Consider the following 25,412-nt stretch of genomic DNA (forward strand, 5'->3'; position numbering starts at 1 on the left):
GCGGCGCCGCCATCGGCGCCGCGCTACCGAGATCCGCAGAGGTGTGCTCGTGATCCAGAAAAACTGGCAGGAATTGATCAAGCCGAGCAAGCTCGAGGTGACGGCCAGCGACCACCGCAAATCGGTCGCGACGCTCGTGGCCGAGCCGCTGGAGCGGGGGTTCGGCCTCACGCTCGGCAATGCGCTGCGTCGCGTGCTGTTGTCGTCGCTGCAGGGAGCCGCCGTGACCGCGGTCCACATCGACGGCGTGTTGCACGAGTTCTCGTCCATCCCGGGTGTGCGCGAGGACGTGACCGACCTCGTGCTCAACATCAAGATGGTCGCCATCAAGATGCAGGGCGACGGGCCCAAGCGCATGACCCTGCGCAAGCAGGGCCCGGGCCAGGTGACGGCCGGCGACATCAACGCCGTCGGCGACATTCAGATCCTCAACCCGGACCTGCCGCTGTGCACGCTCGATGACGGAGCTGAGATCCGCATGGAGTTCACGGTCAACACGGGCAAGGGCTATGTCCAGGCCGAGCGCAACCGGCCGGAGGATGCGCCCATCGGCCTGATCCCGGTCGACAGCCTCTACAGCCCGGTGCGCAAGGTCTCCTATCGCGTCGAGAACACCCGCGAGGGCCAGATCCTCGACTACGACAAGCTGACCATGGAGGTGGAGACCAACGGCGGCCTGTCGCCCGAGGATGCCGTCGCCTATGCCGCGCGCATCCTGCAGGACCAGCTGGCGATCTTCGTCAACTTCGAGGAGCCGCGGCGCGAGGAGGCGGGCGTTTCGGCCGCGCCGCAGCTGCCGTTCAATCCGGCGCTGCTCAAGAAGGTCGACGAGCTCGAGCTGTCGGTTCGCTCGGCCAACTGCCTGAAGAACGACAACATCGTCTACATCGGGGATCTCATCCAGAAGTCCGAGGCCGAGATGCTGCGGACCCCGAACTTCGGCCGCAAGTCGCTGAACGAGATCAAGGAAGTGCTGGCGACGCTGGGCCTGCATCTGGGCATGGAAGTGCAGGGCTGGCCGCCGGAGAACATCGAGGACCTGGCCAAGCGCTTCGAAGAGCACTACTGAGGCGCGGCTCCGAAAAAGGGCCCGCCCTCGCGCGACGAGGTCGAACGGGAGGTCCCGTTCGAAGCGCCGGTTATGCCGGCGACAACAAAGGAGCGGCCGTACCGTGGCACGGCGGTCGCATAATCAGGAGATAGCCACATGCGTCACGGTTTCGCCCATCGGCGTTTCAACCGCTCGTCCGAGCATCGCCAGGCCATGTTCGCCAATATGGCGGCCGCGCTGATCAAGCACGAGCAGATCATGACCACGCTGCCCAAGGCCAAGGACCTGCGTCCGGTCGTCGAGAAGCTGGTCACCCTCGGCAAGCGCGGCGATCTGCATGCGCGTCGCCAGGCGATCGCGCAGATCCGCGACGTCGGCATGGTCAAGAAGCTCTTCGACGTGCTGGGCCCGCGCTACCAGGCACGGCCGGGCGGCTACCTGCGCATCATGAAGGCGGGCTTCCGCTACGGCGACAATGCCCCGCTGGCGGTCATCGAGTTCGTCGACCGTGACGTGGACGCCAAGGGCGCGGATTCGGGCCCGACCCAGGACGCCGCGTAAGCGTCCCGGATCCAAGCGCTGAGCATGCCCTGATCCGCGCGTCGGATCGGGGACGTGCTCGGTCGGATCGCAGGCGGCCGGCCTCACGCCGAGACATGCCTCACGCCGAGACATGGGGCCGCGGGCAAAGGGGCAGCGGATGCCGGCCTGCGGGTTTGTCGCGGCGCGCCATCGGCCTATATGCAGTCGATCCTCATCAGACGGTCGCGCCCATGCCCGTATCAACGATCCAGTCCAGGCTCCTTCCGGCCCTTCTGCTCGCCGTCGTCATGGCGGCGCCTGCCGTCGCCCAGGAGCGCGGGGCCCAAGAGCGCGGGGCCCAAGAGCGGGGAGCCCAAGAGCGCGGGCTCCAAGAGCGCACGGCGCCGCAGTCGCGCAGCGAGATCCAGCTGTCGTTCTCGCCTGTGGTGAAGCAGGTGGCGCCGACCGTGGTGAACGTCTACGGCGCCCGCGTCGAGCGCCGCCAGCAGAACCCGTTCTTCGACGACCCCTTCTTCCGCCGCTTCTTCGGCGGCGACTTCGGCGTGCCGCAGGAGCGCGTGCAGCGCTCGCTGGGCTCGGGCGTGATCGTCGACCCGTCCGGCATCATCGTCACCAACCACCACGTCATTGAGAACATGACGGAGGTGAAGATTGCGCTCGCCGACAAGCGCGAGTTCGACGTCGAGATCCTGCTGCGCGATCCGCGCACCGACCTCGCGGTGCTGCGCATCAAGGGCAACCATCCAGCCCTGCCGGCCATGACCATCGGCAATTCCGATACGCTGGAGGTCGGCGACCTGGTGCTGGCCATCGGCAATCCGTTCGGCGTCGGCCAGACGGTGACGCAGGGTATCGTCTCGGCCCTGGCGCGCACCCAGGTCGGCATCGGCGACTACCAGTTCTTCATCCAGACGGATGCGGCCATCAATCCCGGCAATTCGGGCGGCGCCCTGGTCGACATGCAGGGCCGGCTGGTCGGCATCAACTCGGCCATCTATTCCCGTTCCGGCGGCAGCGTCGGCATCGGTTTCGCTATTCCGGCCACCATGGTCCGGATCGTCGTGGAGTCGGCCAAGAGCGGCGGCAAGTCGGTGAGGCGGCCGTATTTCGGCGCCAAGCTGCAGGTTGTCAGCGCCGACATCGCCGAGAGCATGGGGCTCGACCGGCCGACGGGTGCCCTGGTGGCCGGCGTGTTCGACAAGGGCCCGGCCACCGACGCGGGGTTGAAGCGCGGCGACCTGATCCTCGCTGTCGATGGCCAGGCCGTCGAGGATCCCGACGGCTTCGGCTACCGGCTCGCCACCAAGCCGCTGGGTGGCACGGCGGCGCTCACGGTGCAGCGTGGCACCCAGAAGCTCACCCTGAACGTCAAGCTGAGCCCGGCGCCGGAGACGCGGCCGCGCGAGCCGGTGCAACTGCCGGTGCGCTCGCCCTTCGCCGGGGCGACCGCGGTCAACCTCTCGCCGGCAGTGGCGGAAGAGTTGTCGCTGGAAGCGGCGAGCGAAGGCGTGGTGCTGAGCGAGGTGCCCGAGGATACGGACGCGGCGCGCGTCGGCCTGCGCAAGGGTGACATCATCCTTGCCGTGAACGGCGACACCATCAAATCGTCGAAGGACCTCGAGCGGGCGCTGGGCGAACGCGCCCGCTACTGGGAGATCACCATCAACCGCGCCGGCCAGGTGTTCACGGCCGTCCTCAACGGTTGAGTACGCCGCGTCCTCAGGACAAGTATTTGACCGAGCAGCCGTAGGAGCGGGTCGCCGGCACGGCGACCGGCTTGCCGGTCGTCACGGCGGCCAAGGCGTCGTCCACGTAGTTGCGGGCGGTCTTGAGATCGTCCTTGTTGGTCGACGGCTTGTCGTCGATGGCACCCATATAGGCGAGCGTGCCGGTCGGCGTGATCACGTACATGTCGGGGGTGGTGCGGGCGCCATAGAGCCGCCCGAGGTCCCCCTTGGGGTCCATCAGCACGTCGGTCGGCGCTGCACCCCGCTCGACGGTCAGCTTGTTGGCCTCGGCCGGGCTGACGCTGCCCTGTTCACCCGGGGCCGACGACAGCACCGTCAGCCACACAATGCCCTGGCTGGTCCATTTCTTCTGCAAGGCCTGCATGGCGCCCGTGTAGTGCTTCTGCACGAACGGGCACTCGTGGTTCGACCACTCCAGCACGACCGTCTTGCCCTTGAAATCGGCGAGGGACACGGGCTTGCCATTGGAATCGGTGGCGGAGAACGCCGGCGCTGTCTGGCCCACCTTGGCGGCAGCCGCGGGCATGGCCGCATAGGCGGCGGAGGCGCCGATCGCCGCGAGGCCGAGCGCCGAGAAAGCAAGCAGGTCACGGCGCGATCGGGGTAGCAATGCAAACTTCATGGCAATTCTCCCGGGTTCGTGAGGTGTGACGCTACGCAACTCAGACGCTACGCAACTCAGAAGAGGGAACGGGGCGGCGCGGCCGTCCCCGACGGGCTGTCGGGAGCCCGTTCGGCGGCCCGCGTCGTCACGCGCGCAAATTCGGCCAGCACGCCTGCCGGGGTCAGCACCTGTGGCAGCACGATCGGCTCCGCACCGCGGGTGTAGAGCAGATAGAGCGGCACGCCGCCGCGGCCGTAGCGCTCCAGCACCCGGGTGATCTCCGGGTTCTGGTTGGTCCAGTCGCCCTTGAGGTAGGCGATGTTGCGATCCTTCATGGCGCCGCGGACGGCCTCGGTCGTCAGGGCCACGCGCTCGTTGACCATGCAGGTGATGCACCAGGCCGCGGTCATGTTGACGAACACCGGCCGCCCCTCGGACAAGAGCTCGTCGAGCCGTGCCTGGCTGAAGGGCTCGGTGCCGCCGTCGCGAGCCAGCATCTGCGCGGCCGCCGGGCCGAGCCGGTTGTCGCCGACGATTCCGATCAGGCCGGCCAGCGCCGCGATGGCGGCGAGCGCCGCGGCCCGCGTCGCCAGTGCCGCGCCGCCACGGGACAGTCCGGCGATGCCGATCAGCCAGACGGCGACGGCGACGACGACCAGCCCGCCGAGGGCGGCGAACAGGCCGGCCGGACCGACCTGTTGGCTGAGCACCCAGATCAGCCAGGCAACCGTCGCATACAGCGGGAAGGCCAGCGCCTGCTTCAGCCGGTCCATCCACAGGCCGGGCCGTGGCAGCCGGCGCAGCAGCGCCGGCGAGAACGTCAGCACCACGAAGGGCAGGGCGAGCCCCAGACCCAGGGCCAGGAACACGGCCATGGCGGTGGCGGCCGACTGGGTCAGCGCGAAGCCGATGGCCGCGCCCATGAACGGCCCCGTGCAGGGGCTTGCCACGACCGTCGCCAGCACGCCGGTGAAGAACGAGCCGGAGAGGCCGGCCCGCCGGGTCAGGTCGTCGCCGATGCCGGCGAAGGACGCGCCGACATGGATTGCGCCGGAGAGCGCAAGCCCCATGGTCAGCATGATGTAGGCGAGGGCGGCGACCACCATCGGCGATTGCAGCTGGAAGCCCCAGCCCGCCTCCGTGCCCGCCTGCCGAAGGGCGAGCAGAACGCCGGCGAGGGCGGCGAACGCCGCCAGCACGCCGGCACCGTAGGCGAGCCCGTGCCGACGCATGTGGCCGGGCGTCTCGCCGCTGCTGTTGGCCAGCGCCAGCACCTTGATGGAGAGGATCGGGAAGACGCAGGGCATCAGGTTGAGCACGATGCCGCCCAGCAGCGCCAGCACGGCAGCGCCCAGCACCGTGAGCGCCTCGCCGCCGCCCGGCGCCCTCGTCGCCGGCGGCGGCGGGTCCCCCGCCGCCAGCTTGGCGGGAGGGGCGGCCGCCATGGCGGGCGAAGCCTTGCCGCCGGTATCGATGGCGTAGGCGTAGCTTGCCCCGGTGCCGTCGGTCACGCTGAGGACGCCGGCGATCGCGGTCGGCGCGGCGCTCGCCAGCGTGCTGCGGGTCATGCTCAGCGACAGGCCGTCGCCCTGCCGGTTGAGGGTCTGCTCGGCGGCGTTGTCGATCAGCGTGTCGTCGGCGGGGAAGAAATAGGCCGATGCGACGGTGGCGCCAGCATCGCCGACGCGATCGAGCTTCAGCGTGATCGCCTGATCCGTCGCCTCGAAGGTGGCCTTGCCGGGGGCGGGCGCCGGCAGCGCGGCGCGGGCCGCCGCAAACAGCGTGGCATTGCTCGGGTTCGCCGCGGCAGAACCGGCGTTTGGCGCGACGGGCAGGTCGAGCGACAATTGCGCATCGCCCGGCACGCACTCCTTCTCGCAGACGAGCCACGTGGCATCGGCCTTGAGCGCGATCGGGCCGGGTGCCGCCAGCTCCTTGGGCGGCGTGATCTGCGTGAGCAGAACGGCTTCGCCGTCGTAGCCGAAATTGACGAGCGGGCCGACCGGGATGCGCGCCGGCGCCGGCCAGACGATCTCGCCCGCGGTGAAGCCGGCCGGCAGCGTCCACTTGATCTCGGTCGGCAGGCCGGAATCGCCAGGGTTGCGCCAGTAGGTGTGCCAGTGTTCCTTCATGCGCAGGCGCAGGGCCACCCAGAAGGGCTGACCGGCCTGAACCGCAGCTGGCTCCGCCAGGAGATCGGCCTTGACCAGGTCGCTGCGCTTGCCGGCCGCCAGCGCGGGCGCCGCGAACAGGCCGAGCACGACGAGCAGTGCCGCGACAAGGGATGTCCGGACCGGCCAGGCGCGCGTCATTCGATCATCCGGCATTCGATCTCCTGCACCTCGGACGGCCCCGTCTTGCTTAAGCGCGCCTTCGCGGCTGCAATAGGGCGCACCGCCGGCGCCCGCCCTCCGGCGTGCGGCAGCGATCACAATTCGTAATCCATCCGGCGATCGTTACATAATCCCGGAGGCAAACAAGTTCACGTCGTTTCGCTCCGGCGGGGGCGATGGGCGCGGGGAATTGGACGATGAGTAATCTCTTTGCCGCCGCCGGGCTGGAGCGGGAGGCGCCGCGTCCGCTCGCCGACCGGCTGCGGCCGGCCCGGCTCGGCGAGGTCGCTGGCCAGGACCATCTGGTCGGGCCGGACGGGGCGATCACCCGCCTGCTCGCCTCCGGCTCGCTCGGCTCGCTGATCTTCTGGGGGCCACCAGGGACCGGCAAGACGACCGTCGCGCGGCTGCTCGCCGGCGAGACGCAGCTCAAGTTCGAGCAGATCTCGGCCATCTTCTCCGGCGTCGCCGACCTCAAGAAGGTGTTCGAGATCGCCCGCGGGCGTCGCTCCACCGGTCAGGGGACGCTGCTCTTCGTCGACGAGATTCATCGCTTCAACCGGGCCCAGCTCGACGCCTTCCTGCCGGTGATGGAGGACGGCACCATCACGCTGATCGGCGCCACCACCGAGAATCCGTCGTTCGAGCTCAACGCCGCTTTGCTGTCGCGGGCTCGCGTCATGGTGTTCAAGCCGCTCGGTGAGGAGGCGGTTCAGGATCTGCTGCTAAGGGCCGAACGAATCGAAGCAAAGGCGCTGCCGCTCGAGCCCGAGGCGAGGGCCTCGCTGGTGCGCATGGCGGACGGCGACGGCCGTGCCGCATTGACCTTGGCGGAAGAGGTCTGGCGCGCCGCGCGCCCCGGCGAGGTGTTCGACGTGGAGCACCTGCAAGAGATCGTTCAGCGGCGGGCACCGATCTACGACAAGACACAGGACGGCCACTACAACCTGATCTCGGCCCTGCATAAGACGGTGCGGGGCTCCGACCCCGACGCAGCGCTCTATTACCTGGCGCGCATGCTGGATGCGGGGGAAGACCCGCTGTTCGTGGCGCGCCGGCTGGTGCGTATGGCCGTGGAGGACATCGGCCTGGCCGATCCCCAAGCCCTCGTCGTCGCCAATGCCGCCAAGGACGCCTACGATTTCCTGGGCTCGCCGGAGGGCGAGCTGGCGCTGGCGCAAGCCGCCATCTATCTCGCCACGGCGCCGAAGTCGAACGCCGCCTACCGGGCCTTCGGCGCGGCGATGCGGACGGCGAAGGCGGCCGGCTCGCTGGCGCCGCCCAAGACCATCCTCAACGCGCCGACCAAGCTGATGAAGGCGGAAGGCTACGGCTCCGATTACGCCTACGACCACGATGCGCCGGACGCCTTCTCGGGGCAGGACTACTGGCCGGAGCAACTGGGCCGCCAGCACTTCTACGAGCCGGCGCCCCGCGGCTTCGAACGCGAGATCGCCAAACGCCTGGAGTACTGGGAGAAGCTGCGGCGGGAGCGCCGTCAGGATTAGCTTGTCGGTCCCGCATCGAACAATGCCGCCGCCTGTCTCACTCTTGGCCCGCGGTCTGCTCGATCAAAGCGCCTCTGGCGCGGACGACTTGTCGGCCGCGGCGGCGGCCGACGTGCCTGCCCGGGCCTTCGCGCGTATCGAGCGAGCCGCCAAGGTCCGTAGCACGACGTAATTGACCAGCCCGGCGAGGATCTTGGCGCCGACGGCGATGAAGGTGATGTAGAAGGCCCACAGGCGCATGTCGCCGGTGAGCGCGATGGCGATGTTGATCAGCCCCAGCGCGAACATCAGTGCCGCCCACGCATAGCCGGAGGCGTCGATCACCGCCGGATCGAGATTGTCGCGCGCCAGCGGCGGCAGGTAGCGGCCCATCCAGCCGCGCCGGAGCATGACGGCGCCGACCGCGAAATGCCCGATGCTCGGCTTGAACATGACGAATCGGCTGTCCTTGGTGATCAAGGTGGCCGCACCCAGAGCCAGAACCAGCCCGATGCTCAACCATTGCATAAGGTTGATCGCCCGGCCTTTGGCGCGCATCCAGGCGAACTGGAGGACGGCCGCGCCAATGGCCAGGGTGGTGGCGAGGATGATGTCGCCGCTCACACCGAACACGACCAGGAAGATGATGGTCGATAGGAAATCGCCGAACAATTCGGCAAGGGCGGTCGCCATCGGCAGTCCTCTCGCGCGGCAAGCCCGACGTTCGCACCCTATTGAGGCAGCGCCATGAGCCGGGACGGCGGCTGCTGCACCAGGGCCGCAGGGATGCTAGACACGAGATGAGCGCGGCGGGGCCAAATGCAACGGGTGGTCCCGTTCGCGCCGACGATCGCACAGCCCCGGAGGGACATTGGATGGCCGGTTTGAGCGAAGGCAAGCTCCTGTGGGCGCCCACCGCGACTTACATCGAACGGGCGCGGATCACCCGTTACATGGCGTGGCTGGCCGAGCACCAGGGGCTGACCTTCAGCGATTACCAGAGCCTGTGGGAATGGTCGGTCGACAATCTGGAGACGTTCTGGGCGAGCGTCTGGGATCACTTCGACATCAAGGCCGAGCGCCGCTACGACAGCGTGCTGTCGAGCCGTGAGATGCCCGGGGCGCGCTGGTTCGAGGGCGCGCGCCTCAACTATGTCGACCAGGTTCTGCGCCATCGCGCCGACGAGCCGTCCCACCGCGCCATCGTCTACGCCTCCGAGGGCGCGCCGTTGGCCGAAATCTCCTGGGGCGAGCTGCGGGCCAAAGTGGCGGCCATGGCCGCGTCGCTCCGCGAGCTCGGCGTCGGGCCGGGCGACCGAGTGGTCGCCATCATGCCCAACATCCCGGAGACCATCATCAGCTTTCTGGCGGTGGCGAGCCTCGGCGCCATCTGGTCGCTGTGCTCGTCCGACATGGGCGAGAGCGCGGTCCTCGACCGCTTCAAGCAGATCGAGCCGAAGGTGCTGATCGCCGCCGACGGTTACCGCTACGCCGGCAAGCCCTTCGCCCGCGGCGCCATGGTCGCCGGCATCGTCCGCGAGCTGCCGAGCCTGGAAGCGGTCGTCATCCTGCCGCGGCTGGAGCCGGCCGTGGACCACGCGCTCTTTCCGGGGGCGCGTGACTGGAACGCCATGGCGGCGGGCAGCGCGCCGCTGGCGATCCTGCCGGTCGCAGCCGACCATCCGCTCTGGGTGGTCTATTCCTCCGGCACGACGGGACTGCCGAAGCCGATCGTTCACGGCCATGCCGGCGTCACCCTGGAAATGGTGGCGATGCAGGCCCTGCACTGCGATCTCGGGCCCGACGATACGGCGCAATGGTACACGAGCTCGGGCTGGATCATGTGGAACGCGCAGGTGGCGGCGCTCGCCGCCGGCGCCTCGATCGCCATCTATGACGGCAACCCGAGCTATCCCGATCTGGGCGTGCTCTGGACATTCATCGAGCAGGCCGGGGTTACCGTCTTCGGCGCCGGCGCCGCCTATTACGCCGGCTGCGCCAAGGCCGGCCTGAAGCCCAACGAGCTCGCCGATCTGAGCAGCCTGCGGGCCCTGTCGTCCACGGGTTCGCCCCTGTCGGCCGAAGCCTACGAATGGATCTACGGCGATGTGCGCAACGACATCTGGCTGTCGCCGATCTCCGGCGGCACCGATTTTGCCGGCGCCTTCATCTGCGGCACGCCGATCCTGCCGGTCTATTCCGGCGAGATGCAATGCCGCGCCCTCGGCCATAAGGTCGAGGCCTTCGACGACAGCGGTCATCCGGTGATCGGGGAGGTGGGCGAGCTGGTCTGCACCGAGCCGGTGCCCTCCATGCCGCTGCGCTTCTGGAACGATGCGGGCGACCGGCGCTATCGCGAGAGCTACTTCGACGTCTTCCCGGGCGTGTGGCGGCACGGCGACTGGATCAAGATCACGCCGCGTGGCGGCGCCATCATCTACGGCCGCTCGGATGCGACCATCAACCGGCACGGCATCCGCATGGGAACCAGCGAATTCTACCGCCTGGTCGACGAGTTTCCCGAGGTCGCCGACAGCCTGGTGGTCGATCTCGAGTTTCTCGGCCGCGAGTCCTTCCTCTACCTGTTCGTCGTCCTGCGTGAAGGTGTGGCGCTCGACGACAGGCTGCGCGACGCGATCAACGCGCGCATCCGCCAGGCGCTGTCGGCGCGCCACGTGCCGAACGCGATCGTCGAGGCGCCGGCCGTGCCCTATACGCTGTCGGGCAAGAAGCTCGAGGTGCCGATCAAGAAGCTGCTGCTGGGCCACGCGGCATCGGGCATCGCCAACCGCGACGCCATGGCCAACCCGACGAGCCTCGACTGGTACGTCGCATTTGCGGCCGACCGGGCCGCCGCGGCGCAACCTGCCGCCACGGCGTGAGACCGGCCCCCGGGCCCGGTCCAATGAACGATGATCGCTGCCCGGGCCCATTGCCCTGTGGCGGACTGCTGATGATGAGGAGCTTTTCATGACACGCGCGGGCGGACGAAGCGGCTCGAGGCCGCCGCGCGCCTCCGGCCCAGGCGCAGCCCCGAAGGCTGCGAGCGGCCGGTTGCGGGCTGGCGCCGGCAAGACGAAGCCGGCGGCGGGGAGGCCCACGCTCAGCGACCGGTCCAGTGCGGCCGAGCCGCCGCCGCGGGGGCGCAGGGGCGGGGGCATCAACCGGCGCGAGGACGAGCGTGGCGTGGCTGCGGCCGCGCAGAGCACGGCAGGCACGGGCCGCTCGTCCGGCCGCACGGCGCCTGCGCGCAGCTCGCTTCCGCCGCGGGCGGTGGTGAAGGCGCAGACGGCCGAGACCTTGGCCAGCGGCGTGCAGACGCTCTCCGTGGCGCCGGACGAGGCGGGCATGCGGCTCGACCGCTTCCTGGTGGCGCGCTTTCCCCAACTCGCCTTCACCCACATCCAGCGCATCGTGCGCAAGGGCGAGCTGCGCGTCGACGGCGGCCGGGTGAAGCCCAGCGACCGGCTGGAAGCCGGCCAGAAGGTCCGCATTCCGCCCCTGAAGCTCGCGGCGCCGCGGCCGACCGGTCGCACGCCGGCCCAGGACGACGGCGACGCGGCCTTCCTCAAGTCGCTGGTGCTCTACGAGGATCGCGACATCATGGTGCTGAACAAGCCCATGGGCCTCGCGGTGCAGGGGGGCTCCGGCACGCGGCGGCATGTGGACGGCATGCTGGAGGCCCTGCGCGACAAGGATGGGCAGAAGCCGCGCCTGGTGCACCGGCTCGACAAGGACACCGCCGGCTGCTTGGTCATCGCCAAGACGAGGCTCGCCGCCGCGACGCTGGCCAAGAGCTTCCGCTCGCGCGCGGCGCGCAAGATCTACTGGGCCCTGGTCGCCGGCGTACCGCGCGTCAAGCAGGGCCGGATCTCGACCTATGTGGCCAAGGAGGACGGCGAGGAGGGCGAGTCGCGCATGGGCGTCGCCCGCCACGGCGACGAGGGCGCCAGCCACGCCGTCACCTATTACACGCTCGTCGACAATTCGGCCCAGAAGCTCGCCTGGCTATCGCTGAAGCCGGTGACGGGACGCACCCACCAACTGCGCGTCCACACCGCCCACATGGGCCATCCGATCGTCGGCGATCCCAAGTACTTCGATATCGAGAACTGGGAGCTGCCCGGCGGCATCCAGAAGAAGCTGCACCTTCTGGCACGCCGCATCGTCATCCCGCATCCGCGCACCGGCGAGCCCGTCGACGTGACCGCGCCGCTGCCGCCGCACATGGCGCAGACCTGGAACCTGCTGGGCTTCGACGCCGGCCGCTACGATCCGATCGTCGATTCGCCGGACGAGTAGCCGGCAGGACGCACTGCCGGCACGTCTGCCCATCCGGGGCGTCGTTACTTTTTTGGGCCTGCGTCTGCCACGTCGGCCTCTATTGGCATTATCTGCCAGCGACGCTAGCATGAGTGCCGTCAGGGCTTCTGGATGCATTGTCGTCATGCCGACCCGCAACGTGGTGCTGACCGATCACCATGAGACGATCATCGAGGCGATGGTGAGCTCAGGCCGCTATCAGAATGCGAGCGAAGTGCTACGCGAGGGCCTTAGGCTGCTCGAAGAGCGTGAGGAGCAGAATGCCCTGAAGCTCGAGTTGCTGCGCGAGGCGGCTCGGTCAGGTATCGCCGACGTCGACGAAGGCCGATTTCGCACGTTCGACTCGGCTGCGGCATTGACGGGCCACCTCGAGGCGTTATCGGAAGAGGCGATCAAGCCGGCGCGCAGCTAGCTCGATGCCGTCTGGTATCTGGGTGGTTCGGCTTGCTGCGGCCGCGGAGCGGGACTTTCAGTCGATCTTGGCCTGGACGGCGGCAGAATTCGGCGAGACGCAGGCCCGGCGATACCGCGACGTGCTCATAGCCGCGATCACGGCGCTGATGGACGGCCCCTCCGCTCACGATTCCCGGCCGCGCGATGACGTCGCACCTGGCGCGCGCGTCCTGCATGTCGCGCGCGGAGGCCGTCGTGGGCGACACATCCTGCTCTACCGTGTGCGGGGCGGCGATGCCATTGAGGTCTTGCGCATCCTGCACGAGGCGATGGACATCCCGCGCCATGTTTCGGGCGATGATCGGCGCTGAATAAATCCGCCGGGCCCGCCACCCCGTTCGGGGCGTCGTCACCTTCTTCGACCGCGACTGTGTGAGTGCAAGCCATGGCGCCAACCGACCAGGACCCCGATCCCATCCGCATCAGCCAGCAGGCGATGCGCCCGACACTGCCGCGGCGCTTCTATGAGGAGGTCACGGTGGCCCAAGATGCGGATGGCCAGTTCGCCATCCACCTCGACGGACGCGGCGCCAGGACGACGGCGCGCCGGCCGCTGGCGCTGCCGACGCCGGCGGCGGCGGAGGCGGTGGCGAAGGAATGGCGCGCGCAGCGGGACCTCATCGATCCCTCGACCATGCCGATGACGCGCCTGGCCACCGCGGCGCTGGATACGGTCCAGGTCGACCCGCGACCGATCGTCGCCGAGATCGCCAAGTACGGCGGCAGCGACCTCCTCTGCTATCGCGCCGCGGAGCCTCAATCCCTGGCCGACCGGCAGACCGAGTGCTGGGATCCGCTGCTGACGTGGATGCACGAGCGCTACGGCGCGAGCTTCGTGCTGGCGGAGGGGGTGATGCATGTGGCCCAGCCGCCGCGGACGATCGAGGCGGTCGAAGCCGCCGTCCGGGCGGTCTCCGTGCCGTTCGGCCTTGCCGCCCTGCACGTGCTGACCACCCTGTCCGGCTCCGTCGTGCTGGCGCTCGCCGTAGCGCAGGGGCGGCTGACGCCGGAGGCCGCGTGGGCTGCGGCGCATGTGGACGAGGACCACCAGATCGCGCGCTGGGGCGCCGACGAGGAGGCGACCCTGCGGCGCGGCCGGCGCTTCGCCGACTTCGCGGCAGCGGCGGCGCTGCTCGCGCTGGCGTGATCGATCAAGCTTGAGCCTGGCTTTTTGCAGCTGGATTGTCGGCTCACGATTTTTCCGCCTGCGACGCTACGCTTCGACGCGACGGTGCAGATCAAGTGGCGCATCGCGCCCAAGTAATGCGCGTTGTGCACCGGCGTGCCGTCCCGTCAGGAAAGCCTATTCCGTCCGCGCACGATGCCGTGATAGGAGCGAGCGACTCGTTGGACCAGTTCGATCGCGGGGGAAGCGATGAAGCACATTCTCGAAGCGCTCGAGGAGCGTCGGGCCGCAGCGCGGCTCGGGGGCGGTGAGAAGCGCATCGAGGCGCAGCACGGCCGCGGCAAGCTCACCGCGCGCGAGCGAATCGACCTCCTGCTCGACAAGGGCTCCTTCGAGGAGTTCGACATGTTCGTGCAGCACCGCTGCGTCGACTTCGGCATGGCGAACCAGGCCAAGATCCCGGGCGATGGCGTCGTGGTGGGATGGGGCACGGTCAATGGCCGCACGGTCTTCGTCTTCGCCAAGGACTTCACCGTGTTCGGCGGCTCGCTCTCCGAGACGCACGCGCTGAAGATGACCAAGATCCAGGACATGGCGCTGAAGATGCGCGCCCCGATCATCGGCCTCTTCGATGCCGGTGGCGCGCGCATCCAGGAGGGCGTCGCGGCCCTCGGCGGCTACGGCGAGGTGTTCAAGCGCAACGTCATCTCCTCCGGCGTCATTCCCCAGATCTCGGTGATCATGGGGCCGTGCGCCGGCGGCGACGTCTACTCGCCGGCCATGACCGACTTCATCTTCATGGTCCGCGACACGTCGTACATGTTCGTCACCGGCCCGGACGTGGTGAAGACCGTCACCAACGAGACCGTGACGGCAGAGGACCTCGGCGGCGCCAAGGTGCACACGAGCAAGTCGTCGATCGCCGACGGCGCCTGGGACAACGATGTGGAGGCGCTGCTGCAGGTGCGGCGGCTGCTCGACTTCCTGCCCGCCAACAACACCGAGGGCGTGCCGCGCTGGCCGAGCTTCGACGATCCCGACCGGATCGACAAATCGCTCGACACCCTCATCCCCGACAGCCCCAACAAGCCCTACGACATGAAGGAGCTGATCGGAAAGGTCGTCGACGAGGGCGACTTCTTCGAGCTGCAGGAAGCCTACGGCCGCAACATCATCACCGGCTTCGGCCGCATCGACGGCGCCACGGTGGGCATCGTCGCCAACCAGCCGATGGTGCTGGCCGGCGTGCTGGACAGCGACGCCTCGCGCAAGGCCTCGCGCTTCGTGCGCTTCTGCGATTCCTTCGAGATCCCGATCGTCACCTTCGTCGACGTGCCGGGCTTCCTGCCGGGCACGGCGCAGGAGTACGGCGGCCTGATCAAGCACGGTGCCAAGCTGCTCTTCGCCTACAGCCAGGCGACGGTGCCGCTCATCACGATCATCACCCGCAAGGCCTTCGGTGGCGCCTACGACGTCATGGCGTCCAAGCACATCGGCGGCGACGTGAACTATGCGTGGCCCACCGCGCAGATCGCCGTCATGGGCGCCAAGGGCGCGGTCGAGATCATCTTCCGCGGCGACATCGGCGATCCCGACAAGATCAATGCGCGGACCAAAGAGTACGAGGAGCGCTTCCTGTCACCGTTCGTCGCGGCCGAGCGCGGCTATATCGACGAGGTGATCATGCCCCATTCCACCCGCCGGCGCGTGGCGCGCGCGCTCGCCATGCTCCGGGCCAAGAAGGCTGAGCAGCCTTGGAAAAAGCACGATAACATCCCTCTCTGAGGGTTCGCCGGCGTACCGCTGCAAGCCGATCCAGTCTCTCTTGGGCGCCGGCCCGGCCCGCGCCTCGTCGAAGGAGCCACCATGAGCAAGACCCCTATGCGCGTCGCCGTCACGGGCGCAGCCGGCCAGATCGGCTACGCCCTGCTGTTCCGCATCGCCAACGGCGACCTGCTCGGCAAGGACCAGCCGGTGCATCTCAGCCTGCTCGACCTGCCGCAGGCGATCCCGGCGGTGAAGGGCGTGGTCATGGAGCTCGACGACTGCGCCTTTCCGCTGCTGGCCGGCGTGACCATCACCGATCAGCCCAAGGAAGCCTTCAAGGATGTGGACATCGCCATCCTCGTCGGCGCCCGGCCGCGCAGCAAGGGCATGGAGCGCGCCGACCTGCTGACCGCCAACGCCGAGATCTTCACCGTCCAGGGCAAGGCCTTGAACGAGAGCGCCAAGCGCAGCGTCAAGGTGCTGGTGGTCGGCAATCCGGCGAACACCAACGCCTATATCGCCATGAAGTCGGCGCCCGACCTGCCGGCGAGCGCCTTCAGCGCCATGCTGCGGCTCGACCACAACCGGGCGCTGTCGATGCTGGCGGCCAAGGCCAAGGTGCCGGTCGCCGACATCGACAAGCTGGCCGTGTGGGGCAACCACTCGCCGACCATGTACCCCGACTATCGGGCGGCGATCGTCGGCGGCAAGAAGCTCCCCGACCTGATCAACGACGAGGCCTGGATCAAGGATACGTTCATCCCTGACGTGGCCAAGCGCGGCGCGGCGATCATCGAGGCGCGCGGCCAGTCCTCGGCCGCCTCGGCCGCCAATGCTGCCATCGACCACGTGCGCGACTGGGTGCTGGGCAGCAACGGCAAGTGGGTGTCGATGGGCATTCCGTCGGATGGCAGCTACGGGGTGCCGGAGGGCGTGATCTTCGGCGTGCCGGTGATCTGCGCCGGCGGCTCCTACACGCGCGTCGAAGGGCTCTCGTTCGATGCCTTCTCCCAGGAGAAGATCAAGGTGACCCTCGACGAGCTGAACGGCGAGCGCGAGGCGATCGCGCATCTGCTGGCCTGAGCGGCGGCGCGACAGGCGCATCGCCGCGCTGGCACAAAATTCGAAACGCGCTAAACGCGGGACGGGGGCTCCCTCTTGGAGCCCCAATGATTGTCAAGACACGAATGGAAGCGGGCGGGGCATGTTCAGCAAGATCCTCATCGCCAACCGCGGCGAAATTGCCTGCCGGGTCATCAAGACCGCGCGCAAGATGGGCATCAAGACGGTCGCCGTCTTCTCCGACGCGGACGCCGAGGCGCTGCATGTGGAGATGGCGGACGAGGCCGTGCATATCGGCCCGCCGCAGGCGGCCCAGTCCTACCTGCTGATCGACAAGATCGTCGACGCGTGCCGCGCCACCGGCGCCGAGGCGGTCCATCCCGGCTACGGCTTCCTGTCCGAGCGGGCTGCCTTCCCCGAGGCGCTCGCGGCGGCGGGGATCGTCTTCATCGGTCCCAACCCCAAGGCCATCGAGGCCATGGGTGACAAGATCGAGTCGAAGAAGTTCGCCAACGCCGCCAAGGTCTCGACGGTGCCGGGCTACCTCGGCGTCATCGAGGACGCGGAGCACGCGGGCAAGATCGCCAGCGAGATCGGCTTTCCCGTGATGATCAAGGCCTCCGCCGGCGGCGGCGGCAAGGGCATGCGCATCGCCCATTCGCTCGATGAGGTGAAGGAGGGCTTCGACCGCGCCAAGTCCGAGGCGAAGTCGTCGTTCGGCGACGACCGCGTCTTCGTCGAGAAGTTCATCGTCAACCCGCGCCACGTCGAGATCCAGCTGATCGGCGACAAGCACGGCAATGTCGTCTACCTGAACGAGCGCGAGTGCTCGATCCAGCGCCGCAATCAGAAGGTGATCGAGGAGGCGCCGTCGCCCCTGCTCGACGAGGCGACCCGGCGCGCCATGGGCGAGCAGTCGGTCGCGCTGGCCAAGGCGGTCGGCTACGATTCGGCCGGCACGGTGGAATTCGTCGCAGGTCAGGACCGGTCGTTCTTCTTCCTGGAGATGAACACCCGCCTGCAGGTGGAGCACCCCGTCACCGAGCTGATCACCGGCGTCGACCTGGTCGAGGAAATGATTCGCGTGGCCGCCGGCGAAAAGCTGCGCTTCACGCAGGCCGACGTGAAGCTGGACGGCTGGGCGGTCGAGTCCCGCGTCTATGCCGAGGATCCGACCCGCAACTTCCTGCCGTCGACCGGCCGCCTGATCACCTACCGGCCCCCGGCCGAAGGCACCCTCGGCGACGTCACCGTCCGCAACGACACGGGCGTCTACGAGGGCGGCGAGATCTCGATCTACTACGACCCGATGATCGCCAAGCTGGTGACCCACGCACCGACGCGGCTCGCCGCGATCGACGCGCAGGCGAAGGCGCTCGACGCCTTCGCCATCGACGGCATCCGCCACAACATCCCCTTCCTGGCCACGCTGATGCAGCATCCGCGCTGGCGCGAGGGCAAGCTGTCGACCGGCTTCATTGCCGAGGAGTTTCCCGACGGCTTCTCCAACCCGCCGCCCGAGGGTGTCGTGGCGGAGCGCATGGCGGCGGTGGCGACGGCCATCGATCATCTGCTGAACGGCCGCAAGCGGGCGATCAGCGGCCAGCTGGCGACGGCGACGCCGGTCCGCTTCGAGCGCGATCGCGTCGCCATGCTCGACGACAAGCCGCATCACCTGAGCGTCGACGGCGGCCCCGGCGAGACCGTGCGGGTGACGCCGAAGGGCCGCGATAAGGCCGTCGAGGTGCAGTCCGACTGGAAGCCCGGCAATCCGGTGTGGACCGGAACGATCGGCGGCGAACTGTTCACCATGCAGGTGCGGTCGATCCTCAACGGCATCCTGATTGCGCACGCCGGTACCTTTGCCACCGCCCGTGTCTACACGCAGCGCGAGGCGGAGCTTGCCGGGCTGATGCCGGCGAAGCAGGCGGCCGACACCGGCAAGCTGCTGCTCTGTCCGATGCCGGGCCTGGTCAAGTCCATCGCCGTGGTCACCGGCCAGGAGGTCAAGGCGGGCGAGCCGCTGGCCATCGTTGAGGCGATGAAGATGGAGAACGTGCTGCGCGCCGAGCGTGACGGCACCGTTTCGAAGATCCACGCCAAGGAGGGTGACAGCCTGGCCGTCGACGCGGTCATCCTCGAGTTCGCCTAAAGCCGCGGGGACGCGGCCCGCACGGCCGGGGGGCCGGACGATGCCGCTCTACTTCGCCTACGGCTCCAACATGGATCGCGCCGGCATGGCCTCCCGCTGCCCGGCGTCCCGCCCGGTCGGGCCGGCGCGCCTGCGCGGCCACCGCTTCGTCATCGGCGCCCAGGGCTGGGCCTCGGTGGTTCCCGACCGCCGGGCCGAGGTGTGGGGTGTGCTCTGGCAGCTCGCCCACGCCGACGTCCCCGCCCTCGACCGCTACGAGAATGTCGCCGCCGGGCTCTATCGCAAGGGCCGCTGCGCCGTGTGGACGGCAACCGGCCGCCACAGCGCCCTCATCTATCGCATGCCGGCGCCGACGCCGGGACGGCCGCGCCCGGGCTATCTGGAACAGGTGATCGCCGCAGCGCAGCTGAGCGGCTTGCCCGCCGGCTACAGCGCCGGCCTGGGCCGCCTCGCGGCGGGGCGGGTTCGCCCGGGTGGAGAGAAAGCGCTCCGGCGTCGACGATCCGACGCATGCGCCGATCGGATGAGCGCATCGGGCCGGCTTACGGGCGCTCAGCCCCCCAAGGCTTATCCTTTCGTCATCCATGTTTAGTGTGCGCGCGCTAACGCTTTGCGCGGCCTGCGTTTGACGAATGTCGAAACAAGCCGAAACATGGCGGTCTCCGCGGCTCTCGAGCCATTTCGCGTCCTCGTAACCTCCCGCAGGAGCGCCCCGATGCAGAAGCTGAGATCCCACCACCTCGATCAGCGCCCTCCATTCGACTGCATTGCGCTCCTGTTGCAGGGCGGCGGGGCGCTCGGCGCCTACCAGGGTGGCGTGTATCAAGGCCTGCACGAGGCTGGCCTCGAGCCGGACTGGGTGGCGGGCATCTCCATCGGCGCCATCAACTCGGCCATCATCGCCGGCAACGCCCCCCAGGACCGCCTCGCCAAGCTCAGGACGTTCTGGGAGGGGATCACGGCGCATCCGGCCTGGGACGCGCTGAGCCATTTCACCGACAGATATGCGTCCGGCCAGGCGATGCGGACCTGGCTCAACCAGTCCAGCGCGTCGATCGCGCTCGCCGCGGGGGCTCCAGGGTTCTTCAGGCCGCGGATGCCGACGCCGTGGTTCTCGCCGGCGGGCTCGACCGGGGCGACGAGCTACTACGACACCAGCGAGCTCAAGAGCACACTGGAGCAGTTGGTGGACTTCGACCGCCTCAACGCCGGCGAGATGCGGCTCAGCGTCGGTGCAGTGAATGTGCGGACCGGCAATTTCGCCTATTTCGACACCACCACCGACGTCATTCGCGCCGAGCATATCATGGCGAGCGGGGCCTTGCCGCCGGGGTTCCCGGCGGTCGAGATCGACGGCCAGTTCTACTGGGACGGCGGCCTGATCTCCAACACGCCGCTGCGGTGGGTGGTGGAGGAGAGCGGCTCCTACATGGACACGCTCGCCTTCCAGGTCGACCTGTGGAGCGCGCGGGGGGACATGCCCAAGGACCTGATCGAGGTGGACGTGCGCGAGAAGGAGATCCGCTTCTCCAGCAGGACACGCGCCGGCACCGACGGGTTCAAGCAAAGGCAGCTGCTGCGCGGCGCGCTGGCGGCGGTGCTCGACAAGTTGCCGAAGGACTTCGAGCACGGGCCGGAGCTGGACTTGCTGCGCCAGTACGCCGGCCACAAGGTCTACAACCTCGTCGAGATCATCTACCGGTCCAAGCAATACGAGGGCAACACCAAGGATTATGAATTCTCGAGGCTGAGCATGGAAGACCATTGGCGCTCCGGCTACGACGACGCCGTCCGGGCGCTTCGCCAGCCGGAGATCTACGAGCGGCCGACGTCGCTCGACGGCATCGCCACCTTCGACTTCGTTTAGAGCATGATCTCTTCCAAAAACCGGCGTCCACTTTTTGGGATCATGCTCCAGCCCCCTGTTGTACCGGCGCGCGCGGGCATCCGCGCCGCCGCTGAGTCCCGCCCCTGACCTTGTCCGAGACCATGGAGCCGACGATGAACGAACAGGACGTGCGCAAGAAGGCCTACGCCATGCCGCTGACGAATCCGGCCTTTCCGCCGGGTCCGTACCGGTTCCACAATCGTGAGTTCCTCATCATCACCTATCGGACCGATCCCGATAAGCTCCGCGCCGTAGTGCCGGCGCCGCTCGAGGTGACCGATCCGATCGTCAAGTACGAATTCATCCGCATGCCCGATTCCACCGGGTTCGGTGATTACACCGAGACCGGGCAGGTGATCCCGGTGACCTTCAACGGCCGCAAGGGCAATTACACCCACTGCATGTTTCTCAACGACGAGGCGCCGATCGCCGGCGGGCGCGAGCTGTGGGGCTTCCCCAAGAAGCTGGCGACGCCCTGCCTGAAGGTGGACAGCGACCACCTGCTCGGCACGCTCGACTATGGTTCCACGCGCGTCGCCACCGCGACCATGGGCTACAAGCACTATCCGTTCGACATCAAGGCGGTCGAAGCCTCCTTCGCCATGCCCAACTGGCTGCTCAAGATCATCCCCAACCCGGACGCGTCGCCGCGCATCTGCGAGATCGTCGAATACGAGCTGGAGGAGGTGACGGTGAAGGGCGCCTGGACGGGCCCCGGCGCTCTGGCGCTGACGCCGCACGCGCTGGCCCCGGTCGCCGAGCTGCCGGTGCTGGAGGTGATCTCCGCCGTGCACATCCAGAGCGACCTGACGCTCGGGCTCGGCAAGATCGTGCACGACTACCTCGCCGAGCGCTGACGCGCGCCCGCTTGGGTCCGGCGATCGCAACGTCTATATTGCGGGCAGGAGACCGACGATGGGCCTGCCCGCAAACATCACCGAGAGCGTTAATGCGGCGATCGAACAGATCGCCCGCAGCGTCCGGACTGCGAACGCTGCTGTCGATCAAGCAGAGGCGCAAGCCGCGCGCCCAGTGCTTGACGAGGCGGCAAACGTCCGTAAGGCGCTGAGCGCCTACAACGCTCAAGCCGAGGCGCTGATGCGGGATCTGGCGAAGCTGGAAGCGGAGATATCCGGCGACGACCGACATCGGCACGATGCCCGTGCCGATCGCCTGCTGGACCGCTACCCTACCATCATCTCCTATCTCGCGCGTTGAGATGTCCGAGCCGCTCTGGCTGACGGCGGACCAGCTAGAAAGCCTTAATCAGCGTGTTGTGGCACGAACCGGCGAGCCGCATCTGGTTCTCAGCCGGGCCTTGCTCGAAAGCGCAGCCGAACGGCCGCGCAACCTACACGTCTACGAAAGCGTGGAGGATATCGTCGTCTTGGCAGTCCGCCTGCTCGAGGGCATCGCCCGGAACCATTGCTTTGAGCAGGGCAACAAGCGAACAGCGGCGCTTGCCGCTCTGGTGTTTATGGAAGCCAACGGCGTTGATGTCGGCTTCCCCGATACCGAGGCCAGCGCGATCCTCATCGAAGGCCTCGTCACCGGCGCCTCGACAGCCGATGACGTGGTCGCCCTGTTCCGCTCGGCCGGCCCGGCTCGAGCCTGAGTCCCTCAGCTGGCCTTCGCCTCAGGTGCCTCGACCGGCCCGCCCGCGTCCCGCCAGGCGCCGAAGCCACCGGCGATGTGGGCGACCGGCTTGAGCCCCATCTGCTTGGCGGTCGCTGCCGCGAGCGCCGAGCGCAGGCCGCCGGCACAGAAGAAGACGAAGGTCTTGTCCTCGCCGAACACGGGCTTGTAGTAGCGGCTGGCCGGATCGATCCAGAACTCCAGCATGCCGCGGGTGCACGGGAAGGCGCCCGGGATCTTGCCCTCGCGCTCCCGCTCGCGCGGATCCCGGATGTCGACGAAGGTGACGTCGCCACGGCCATGCAACACCATCGCCTGCGCGACGGTGAGGGTCTCGATGGACCGCTCGGCTTCCTCCACGAGCTGCTGCGAGCTCACAACGATGGTTTGCGCCATGGCGTTCTCCCTGTTCATCCGTTTCGACTGCAGATTTGATCAATCGCGCAGCAATGACAATGTGGCGGGCGCGCCCACGGCGCTCTGCGGTCGGTGATTCCACCCGATCGTAAAGCGCGCTACTGCCGTGCCGACCATGCGGAGCCGACGGCAGGAGCTGGCTCATGAACCCGTTCTCGGTCGTCGATTACATCGGCATCGCCTTCTTCGTCGCGGCGTGGGCCGGCTACATGCTCGCGGTGGAGCGATGGTCCGGCGCCCACCGCAGCCTCAACATGCAGATGAACCGCTTTCGTCACGTCTGGATGGAGCGGATGTGGGAGCGCGAGCAGCGCATGGTCGATGCCAGCATCATGGCGGCGCTGCAGAACGGAACGGCCTTCTTCGCCTCGACCTCGCTCCTCGCCATGGGCGGCTCGCTGGCGCTGCTGCGCTCGACCGACGACGTGCTGCGGCTCATCGCCGATCTGCCGTTTGCCGTGGTGACCAGCCGTCTTGGATGGGAAATCAAGGTCGTCGGCCTGGTCATCATCTTCGGCTATGCCTTCTTCAAGTTCGCCTGGTCGTACCGCCTGTTCAACTACGCTGCCATTCTGATCGGCGCGATGCCGCCCCCGCAGGAGAGGCGCGAGGGCCTGCTGCATGTGCGGCGCTGCGCCGCCATGAACGTGGCGGCGGGCCGCCACTTCAACCGGGGGCAACGGGCATTCTTCTTCTCGCTCGCCTATCTCGGCTGGTTCGTGAGCGCCTACGTGCTGATCGTCGCCACGGCGCTGGTGCTGTGGGCCATGTGGCGGCGGCAGTTTTCATCCGAGGGACGTGCTGCCCTCGAGATCGCCATGCCGGCGGACGACGGCGACGACGCAGCCGCGGAGAAGAGGCCTTGACGAATTGGGCCGTGAGCGCGCATCACCCGCCCATGGCTCGCGACGAGACCGCGTCCGGCGATGCGCCGGCCCCCGATGCGCGCGGCTCCCGGCCGCCAGGGCCGACCGGCTCCATGGCCGCGGAGCTCGAGGCGGCGGTGTTTGCGTTGATCGACCGCCGCGGTCCAGGCAAGACGCTGGACCCGACCGAGATCGCACGCGCCGTCGGTGGCGTTCACCCGGAGGGGTGGGGGCCGCTGATGCAGCCGTTGCGACGCGTTCTCGCGGCATTGGCCCGGGACGGTCGGATCGTCATCTACCGCAAGGGCAAGCCTATCGATCCCGGCGACATCCGTGGCATCTATCGCATCGGCCGGGCGCCGCCGTAACGGCGACCGGACAATGCTGAGACCCCGCTCAGCCGCCGCCGTTGCCCATGTCGCGGCCGGCGCCGTTTACGAATCCGCCTCGGGCAAGGCCCACCCCACCAGCTTCGCCCAGGCCTCCGCTCCATCCATGATCACGTCGAAGAGCGGATCCTTCACGTCATAGTAGCGATCGGCATCATCCGGAAACCAGCAGGCCAGCCGCTCCTTGATGCGCTGGTAGGATGCTGCGGTCACCGGGTGAGCGCGCAGATAATCTCGACACAGCAGCGGGTAGCGCTGGTTGAAATGACCGGCGATCCGAACGTGCAGGTTTGTCGGCCGCATCGTTGCTCGGAAGAATCGTTTCTCGAGCTCCCTGGCGGGCACGCCGCGCCCGGCCGGCGGGTGGTCCGCGAGTCCGGCGCGCTCCGCATAGCCCAATCGGGAGAGTTGATCCGTGTCGACGTCGTCGAGCGAGGCGACCGTCGCCTGTATATCGATGATGTTCTTCGCGGCCATGCCGGGTACGGCCGTCGATCCGATATGGTGAAGTACGGCGGATATGGGGAAGGCGGCCCGAAGGGAGGACGCGATCCCGCGGTACTCGGCCGGCCAGTTCATATCGTAGGCGACGATATCGATGCAGTCGAACGGGCTGTTCGGAGACGATACGTGTGCCATCGGGCCTTCTTCGCTTCTGGTACCCGATGCCCGCTCAGCTGCTATGTCGGTGCGCCGCGGTCTGGCTTGTGACTGTCGGCATTCGCTGCGGGCGCCGCCTCCGGGGCCGGAAAGAGAGCGTCGGTGTACCCCGCCAGCCGATAGCTGAGGAGCCCGATCCATTCCTTGGCGGCGAGGTCGGCAAGTCGCAGACCGCTGGAGAAGGTCGCAAACGGCGACCAGTCGGATGGCCGGTGCTTTGTGTAGAAGTCGACGGGGTAGGGGATCACGTCGAAGCCGACCCGTCTGAAGATACCGATCGAGCGCGGCATGTGGAAGGCCGAGGTGACGAGCAGCCAGCGCTCGCCAGGCTTGGGCCTCACCAGTTCCTGGCTGAAGAGTGCATTCTCGCGCGTGTTGCGCGATCGATCTTCGTAGACGACGCGCGGGCCGTCGAGGCCCAGCGAAGCCATCAGCAGCCGCGAGGCATCGGCTTCGATCTCGTCGTCGTCGAAGCGGAGCAACTGGCCGCTGCCGCCGCTGAAGACGACGCGCGCATCGGGGAAGCGCCGCGCCAGCGCCGCCGCCGTCGTCATCCGCGCTCCGGCATCGTTGAGCTTGGGCTGGCCGCGGGCGAGATGCACCGAGCCGCCGAGAACGACAATGCCGTCGATGCGGCCGAGATCCTCTGCGGCGCGGACCGGAAAGCGATCCTCCAGCCCCCGCATCAGCAGGCGCGACAGCGGGCTGCCGCCGAGAACCGCAAGGGCGAGCACGGCCACCGTGATGATGCCACCGCCCAGCCGGCGGCGGCCGAGCCAGCCCGCCACCAGACCCAGGACAGCCAGGATGATGAGCAGGTTCGAGGGGGTGGCGAAAAACCAGAAGACCTTGGAGGCGGGGAAGAACATCGGTTGGCCTGTCGCTGCGCCGTCAGCTGCGGTGGCCGC

At 68.2% G+C, this 25,412-nt stretch carries 24 protein-coding genes and 1 pseudogene; 19 read left to right on the forward strand and 6 right to left on the reverse strand.

What is annotated here, in order from left to right; all coding sequences use genetic code 11:
* The first annotated feature begins 43 nt into the window (after positions 1 to 43).
* The 3 genes from ACZ5PO_RS27515 to ACZ5PO_RS27525 all read left to right on the forward strand — a co-directional run bounded on the left by ACZ5PO_RS27515 (position 44) and on the right by ACZ5PO_RS27525 (position 3,300).
* Positions 44 to 1,069 carry a DNA-directed RNA polymerase subunit alpha gene (locus ACZ5PO_RS27515; RefSeq protein WP_464185295.1) on the forward strand — a complete coding sequence of 342 codons (1,026 nt, stop codon included), beginning with the start codon at positions 44 to 46 and terminating at the stop codon, positions 1,067 to 1,069.
* A gap of 138 nt (positions 1,070 to 1,207) precedes the next feature.
* Entirely contained in the window at positions 1,208 to 1,612 is a 405-nt protein-coding gene (gene rplQ, locus ACZ5PO_RS27520) for a 50S ribosomal protein L17 (protein ID WP_464185296.1), read from the forward strand.
* A gap of 212 nt (positions 1,613 to 1,824) precedes the next feature.
* Positions 1,825 to 3,300: a Do family serine endopeptidase gene (locus ACZ5PO_RS27525; protein WP_464185297.1), complete on the forward strand. Its 1,476-nt coding sequence runs from the start codon at positions 1,825 to 1,827 to the stop codon at positions 3,298 to 3,300.
* Positions 3,301 to 3,313: 13 nt separating this feature from the next.
* On the opposite strand, the gene ACZ5PO_RS27530 is transcribed toward ACZ5PO_RS27525, so the two are convergent.
* Together ACZ5PO_RS27530 and ACZ5PO_RS27535 are read right to left on the reverse strand one after the other, a co-directional pair.
* A complete protein-coding gene (locus ACZ5PO_RS27530) occupies positions 3,314 to 3,964 on the reverse strand; it encodes a redoxin domain-containing protein (RefSeq protein WP_464185299.1) in 651 nt (216 codons plus the stop codon).
* A 56-nt stretch (positions 3,965 to 4,020) separates the two neighbouring features.
* Positions 4,021 to 6,273: a protein-disulfide reductase DsbD family protein gene (locus tag ACZ5PO_RS27535; RefSeq protein WP_464185300.1), complete on the reverse strand. Its 2,253-nt coding sequence runs from the start codon at positions 6,271 to 6,273 to the stop codon at positions 4,021 to 4,023.
* 203 nt (positions 6,274 to 6,476) lie between these two features.
* Between ACZ5PO_RS27535 and ACZ5PO_RS27540 the strand changes: the two genes are divergently transcribed.
* Positions 6,477 to 7,787, forward strand: coding sequence for a replication-associated recombination protein A (locus ACZ5PO_RS27540; protein WP_464185301.1), 1,311 nt, complete (start codon positions 6,477 to 6,479; stop codon positions 7,785 to 7,787).
* A 63-nt stretch (positions 7,788 to 7,850) separates the two neighbouring features.
* Here the strand turns inward: ACZ5PO_RS27540 and ACZ5PO_RS27545 are convergent, their stop codons facing one another.
* Positions 7,851 to 8,459: an inner membrane-spanning protein YciB gene (locus ACZ5PO_RS27545; protein ID WP_464185302.1), complete on the reverse strand. Its 609-nt coding sequence runs from the start codon at positions 8,457 to 8,459 to the stop codon at positions 7,851 to 7,853.
* 182 nt (positions 8,460 to 8,641) lie between these two features.
* Between ACZ5PO_RS27545 and ACZ5PO_RS27550 the strand changes: the two genes are divergently transcribed.
* From ACZ5PO_RS27550 to ACZ5PO_RS27610, 13 genes and pseudogenes are all read left to right on the forward strand, one after another.
* Positions 8,642 to 10,648: an acetoacetate--CoA ligase gene (locus tag ACZ5PO_RS27550; protein WP_464185303.1), complete on the forward strand. Its 2,007-nt coding sequence runs from the start codon at positions 8,642 to 8,644 to the stop codon at positions 10,646 to 10,648.
* Positions 10,649 to 10,736: 88 nt separating this feature from the next.
* Complete coding sequence (locus ACZ5PO_RS27555) at positions 10,737 to 12,068, forward strand: RluA family pseudouridine synthase (RefSeq protein ID WP_464185305.1); 1,332 nt, start codon at positions 10,737 to 10,739, stop codon at positions 12,066 to 12,068.
* A 145-nt stretch (positions 12,069 to 12,213) separates the two neighbouring features.
* Positions 12,214 to 12,501: a type II toxin-antitoxin system ParD family antitoxin gene (locus ACZ5PO_RS27560; protein WP_464185306.1), complete on the forward strand. Its 288-nt coding sequence runs from the start codon at positions 12,214 to 12,216 to the stop codon at positions 12,499 to 12,501.
* A 4-nt stretch (positions 12,502 to 12,505) separates the two neighbouring features.
* Positions 12,506 to 12,853, forward strand: coding sequence for a type II toxin-antitoxin system RelE/ParE family toxin (locus ACZ5PO_RS27565; RefSeq protein ID WP_464185308.1), 348 nt, complete (start codon positions 12,506 to 12,508; stop codon positions 12,851 to 12,853).
* Between the two features lie 74 nt (positions 12,854 to 12,927).
* Positions 12,928 to 13,689 (forward strand): ATP12 family chaperone protein, encoded by a 762-nt coding sequence (locus ACZ5PO_RS27570; RefSeq protein ID WP_464185310.1) that lies wholly within the window; start codon positions 12,928 to 12,930, stop codon positions 13,687 to 13,689.
* Between the two features lie 228 nt (positions 13,690 to 13,917).
* On the forward strand, positions 13,918 to 15,453 hold the full coding sequence (locus tag ACZ5PO_RS27575) for an acyl-CoA carboxylase subunit beta (RefSeq protein ID WP_464185312.1): 1,536 nt from the start codon (positions 13,918 to 13,920) through the stop codon (positions 15,451 to 15,453).
* An 81-nt stretch (positions 15,454 to 15,534) separates the two neighbouring features.
* The gene (locus ACZ5PO_RS27580) at positions 15,535 to 16,518 is read left to right on the forward strand and encodes a malate dehydrogenase (protein WP_464185314.1); all 984 of its coding nucleotides are present in this window, start codon (positions 15,535 to 15,537) and stop codon (positions 16,516 to 16,518) included.
* A 121-nt stretch (positions 16,519 to 16,639) separates the two neighbouring features.
* The gene (locus ACZ5PO_RS27585; RefSeq protein ID WP_464185317.1) at positions 16,640 to 18,649 is read left to right on the forward strand and encodes an acetyl-CoA carboxylase biotin carboxylase subunit; all 2,010 of its coding nucleotides are present in this window, start codon (positions 16,640 to 16,642) and stop codon (positions 18,647 to 18,649) included.
* 40 nt (positions 18,650 to 18,689) lie between these two features.
* Positions 18,690 to 19,079, forward strand: a pseudogene (locus tag ACZ5PO_RS27590) (gamma-glutamylcyclotransferase family protein); the annotation flags it as partial.
* 285 nt (positions 19,080 to 19,364) lie between these two features.
* Complete coding sequence (locus ACZ5PO_RS27595; RefSeq protein ID WP_464185318.1) at positions 19,365 to 20,516, forward strand: patatin-like phospholipase family protein; 1,152 nt, start codon at positions 19,365 to 19,367, stop codon at positions 20,514 to 20,516.
* 134 nt (positions 20,517 to 20,650) lie between these two features.
* A complete protein-coding gene (locus ACZ5PO_RS27600) occupies positions 20,651 to 21,394 on the forward strand; it encodes an acetoacetate decarboxylase (RefSeq protein ID WP_464185320.1) in 744 nt (247 codons plus the stop codon).
* A 58-nt stretch (positions 21,395 to 21,452) separates the two neighbouring features.
* Positions 21,453 to 21,755, forward strand: a complete 303-nt coding sequence (locus ACZ5PO_RS27605; RefSeq protein WP_464185321.1) for a hypothetical protein — start codon at positions 21,453 to 21,455, stop codon at positions 21,753 to 21,755.
* Between the two features lies 1 nt (position 21,756).
* On the forward strand, positions 21,757 to 22,152 hold the full coding sequence (locus tag ACZ5PO_RS27610) for a type II toxin-antitoxin system death-on-curing family toxin (RefSeq protein WP_464185322.1): 396 nt from the start codon (positions 21,757 to 21,759) through the stop codon (positions 22,150 to 22,152).
* A 5-nt stretch (positions 22,153 to 22,157) separates the two neighbouring features.
* Here ACZ5PO_RS27610 and ACZ5PO_RS27615 read toward each other — a convergent pair whose 3' ends face one another.
* Entirely contained in the window at positions 22,158 to 22,568 is a 411-nt protein-coding gene (locus tag ACZ5PO_RS27615) for a rhodanese-like domain-containing protein (RefSeq protein WP_464185323.1), read from the reverse strand.
* Between the two features lie 164 nt (positions 22,569 to 22,732).
* On the opposite strand from ACZ5PO_RS27615, the gene ACZ5PO_RS27620 reads away from it, so the two are divergent.
* Together ACZ5PO_RS27620 and ACZ5PO_RS27625 are read left to right on the forward strand one after the other, a co-directional pair.
* On the forward strand, positions 22,733 to 23,455 hold the full coding sequence (locus ACZ5PO_RS27620; RefSeq protein WP_464185324.1) for a DUF599 domain-containing protein: 723 nt from the start codon (positions 22,733 to 22,735) through the stop codon (positions 23,453 to 23,455).
* Positions 23,452 to 23,823 (forward strand): DUF3253 domain-containing protein, encoded by a 372-nt coding sequence (locus ACZ5PO_RS27625; RefSeq protein WP_464185325.1) that lies wholly within the window; start codon positions 23,452 to 23,454, stop codon positions 23,821 to 23,823. The genes ACZ5PO_RS27620 and ACZ5PO_RS27625 overlap by 4 nt, the downstream gene beginning before the upstream one ends.
* Before the next feature lie 66 nt (positions 23,824 to 23,889).
* Here ACZ5PO_RS27625 and ACZ5PO_RS27630 read toward each other — a convergent pair whose 3' ends face one another.
* On the reverse strand, positions 23,890 to 24,483 hold the full coding sequence (locus tag ACZ5PO_RS27630) for a GrpB family protein (protein WP_464185326.1): 594 nt from the start codon (positions 24,481 to 24,483) through the stop codon (positions 23,890 to 23,892).
* Positions 24,484 to 24,524: 41 nt separating this feature from the next.
* Positions 24,525 to 25,373, reverse strand: a complete 849-nt coding sequence (locus tag ACZ5PO_RS27635; RefSeq protein ID WP_464185327.1) for a YdcF family protein — start codon at positions 25,371 to 25,373, stop codon at positions 24,525 to 24,527.
* Positions 25,374 to 25,412: the final 39 nt, after the last annotated feature.

The organism is Chelatococcus sp. KU-N122, assembly GCF_055391085.1.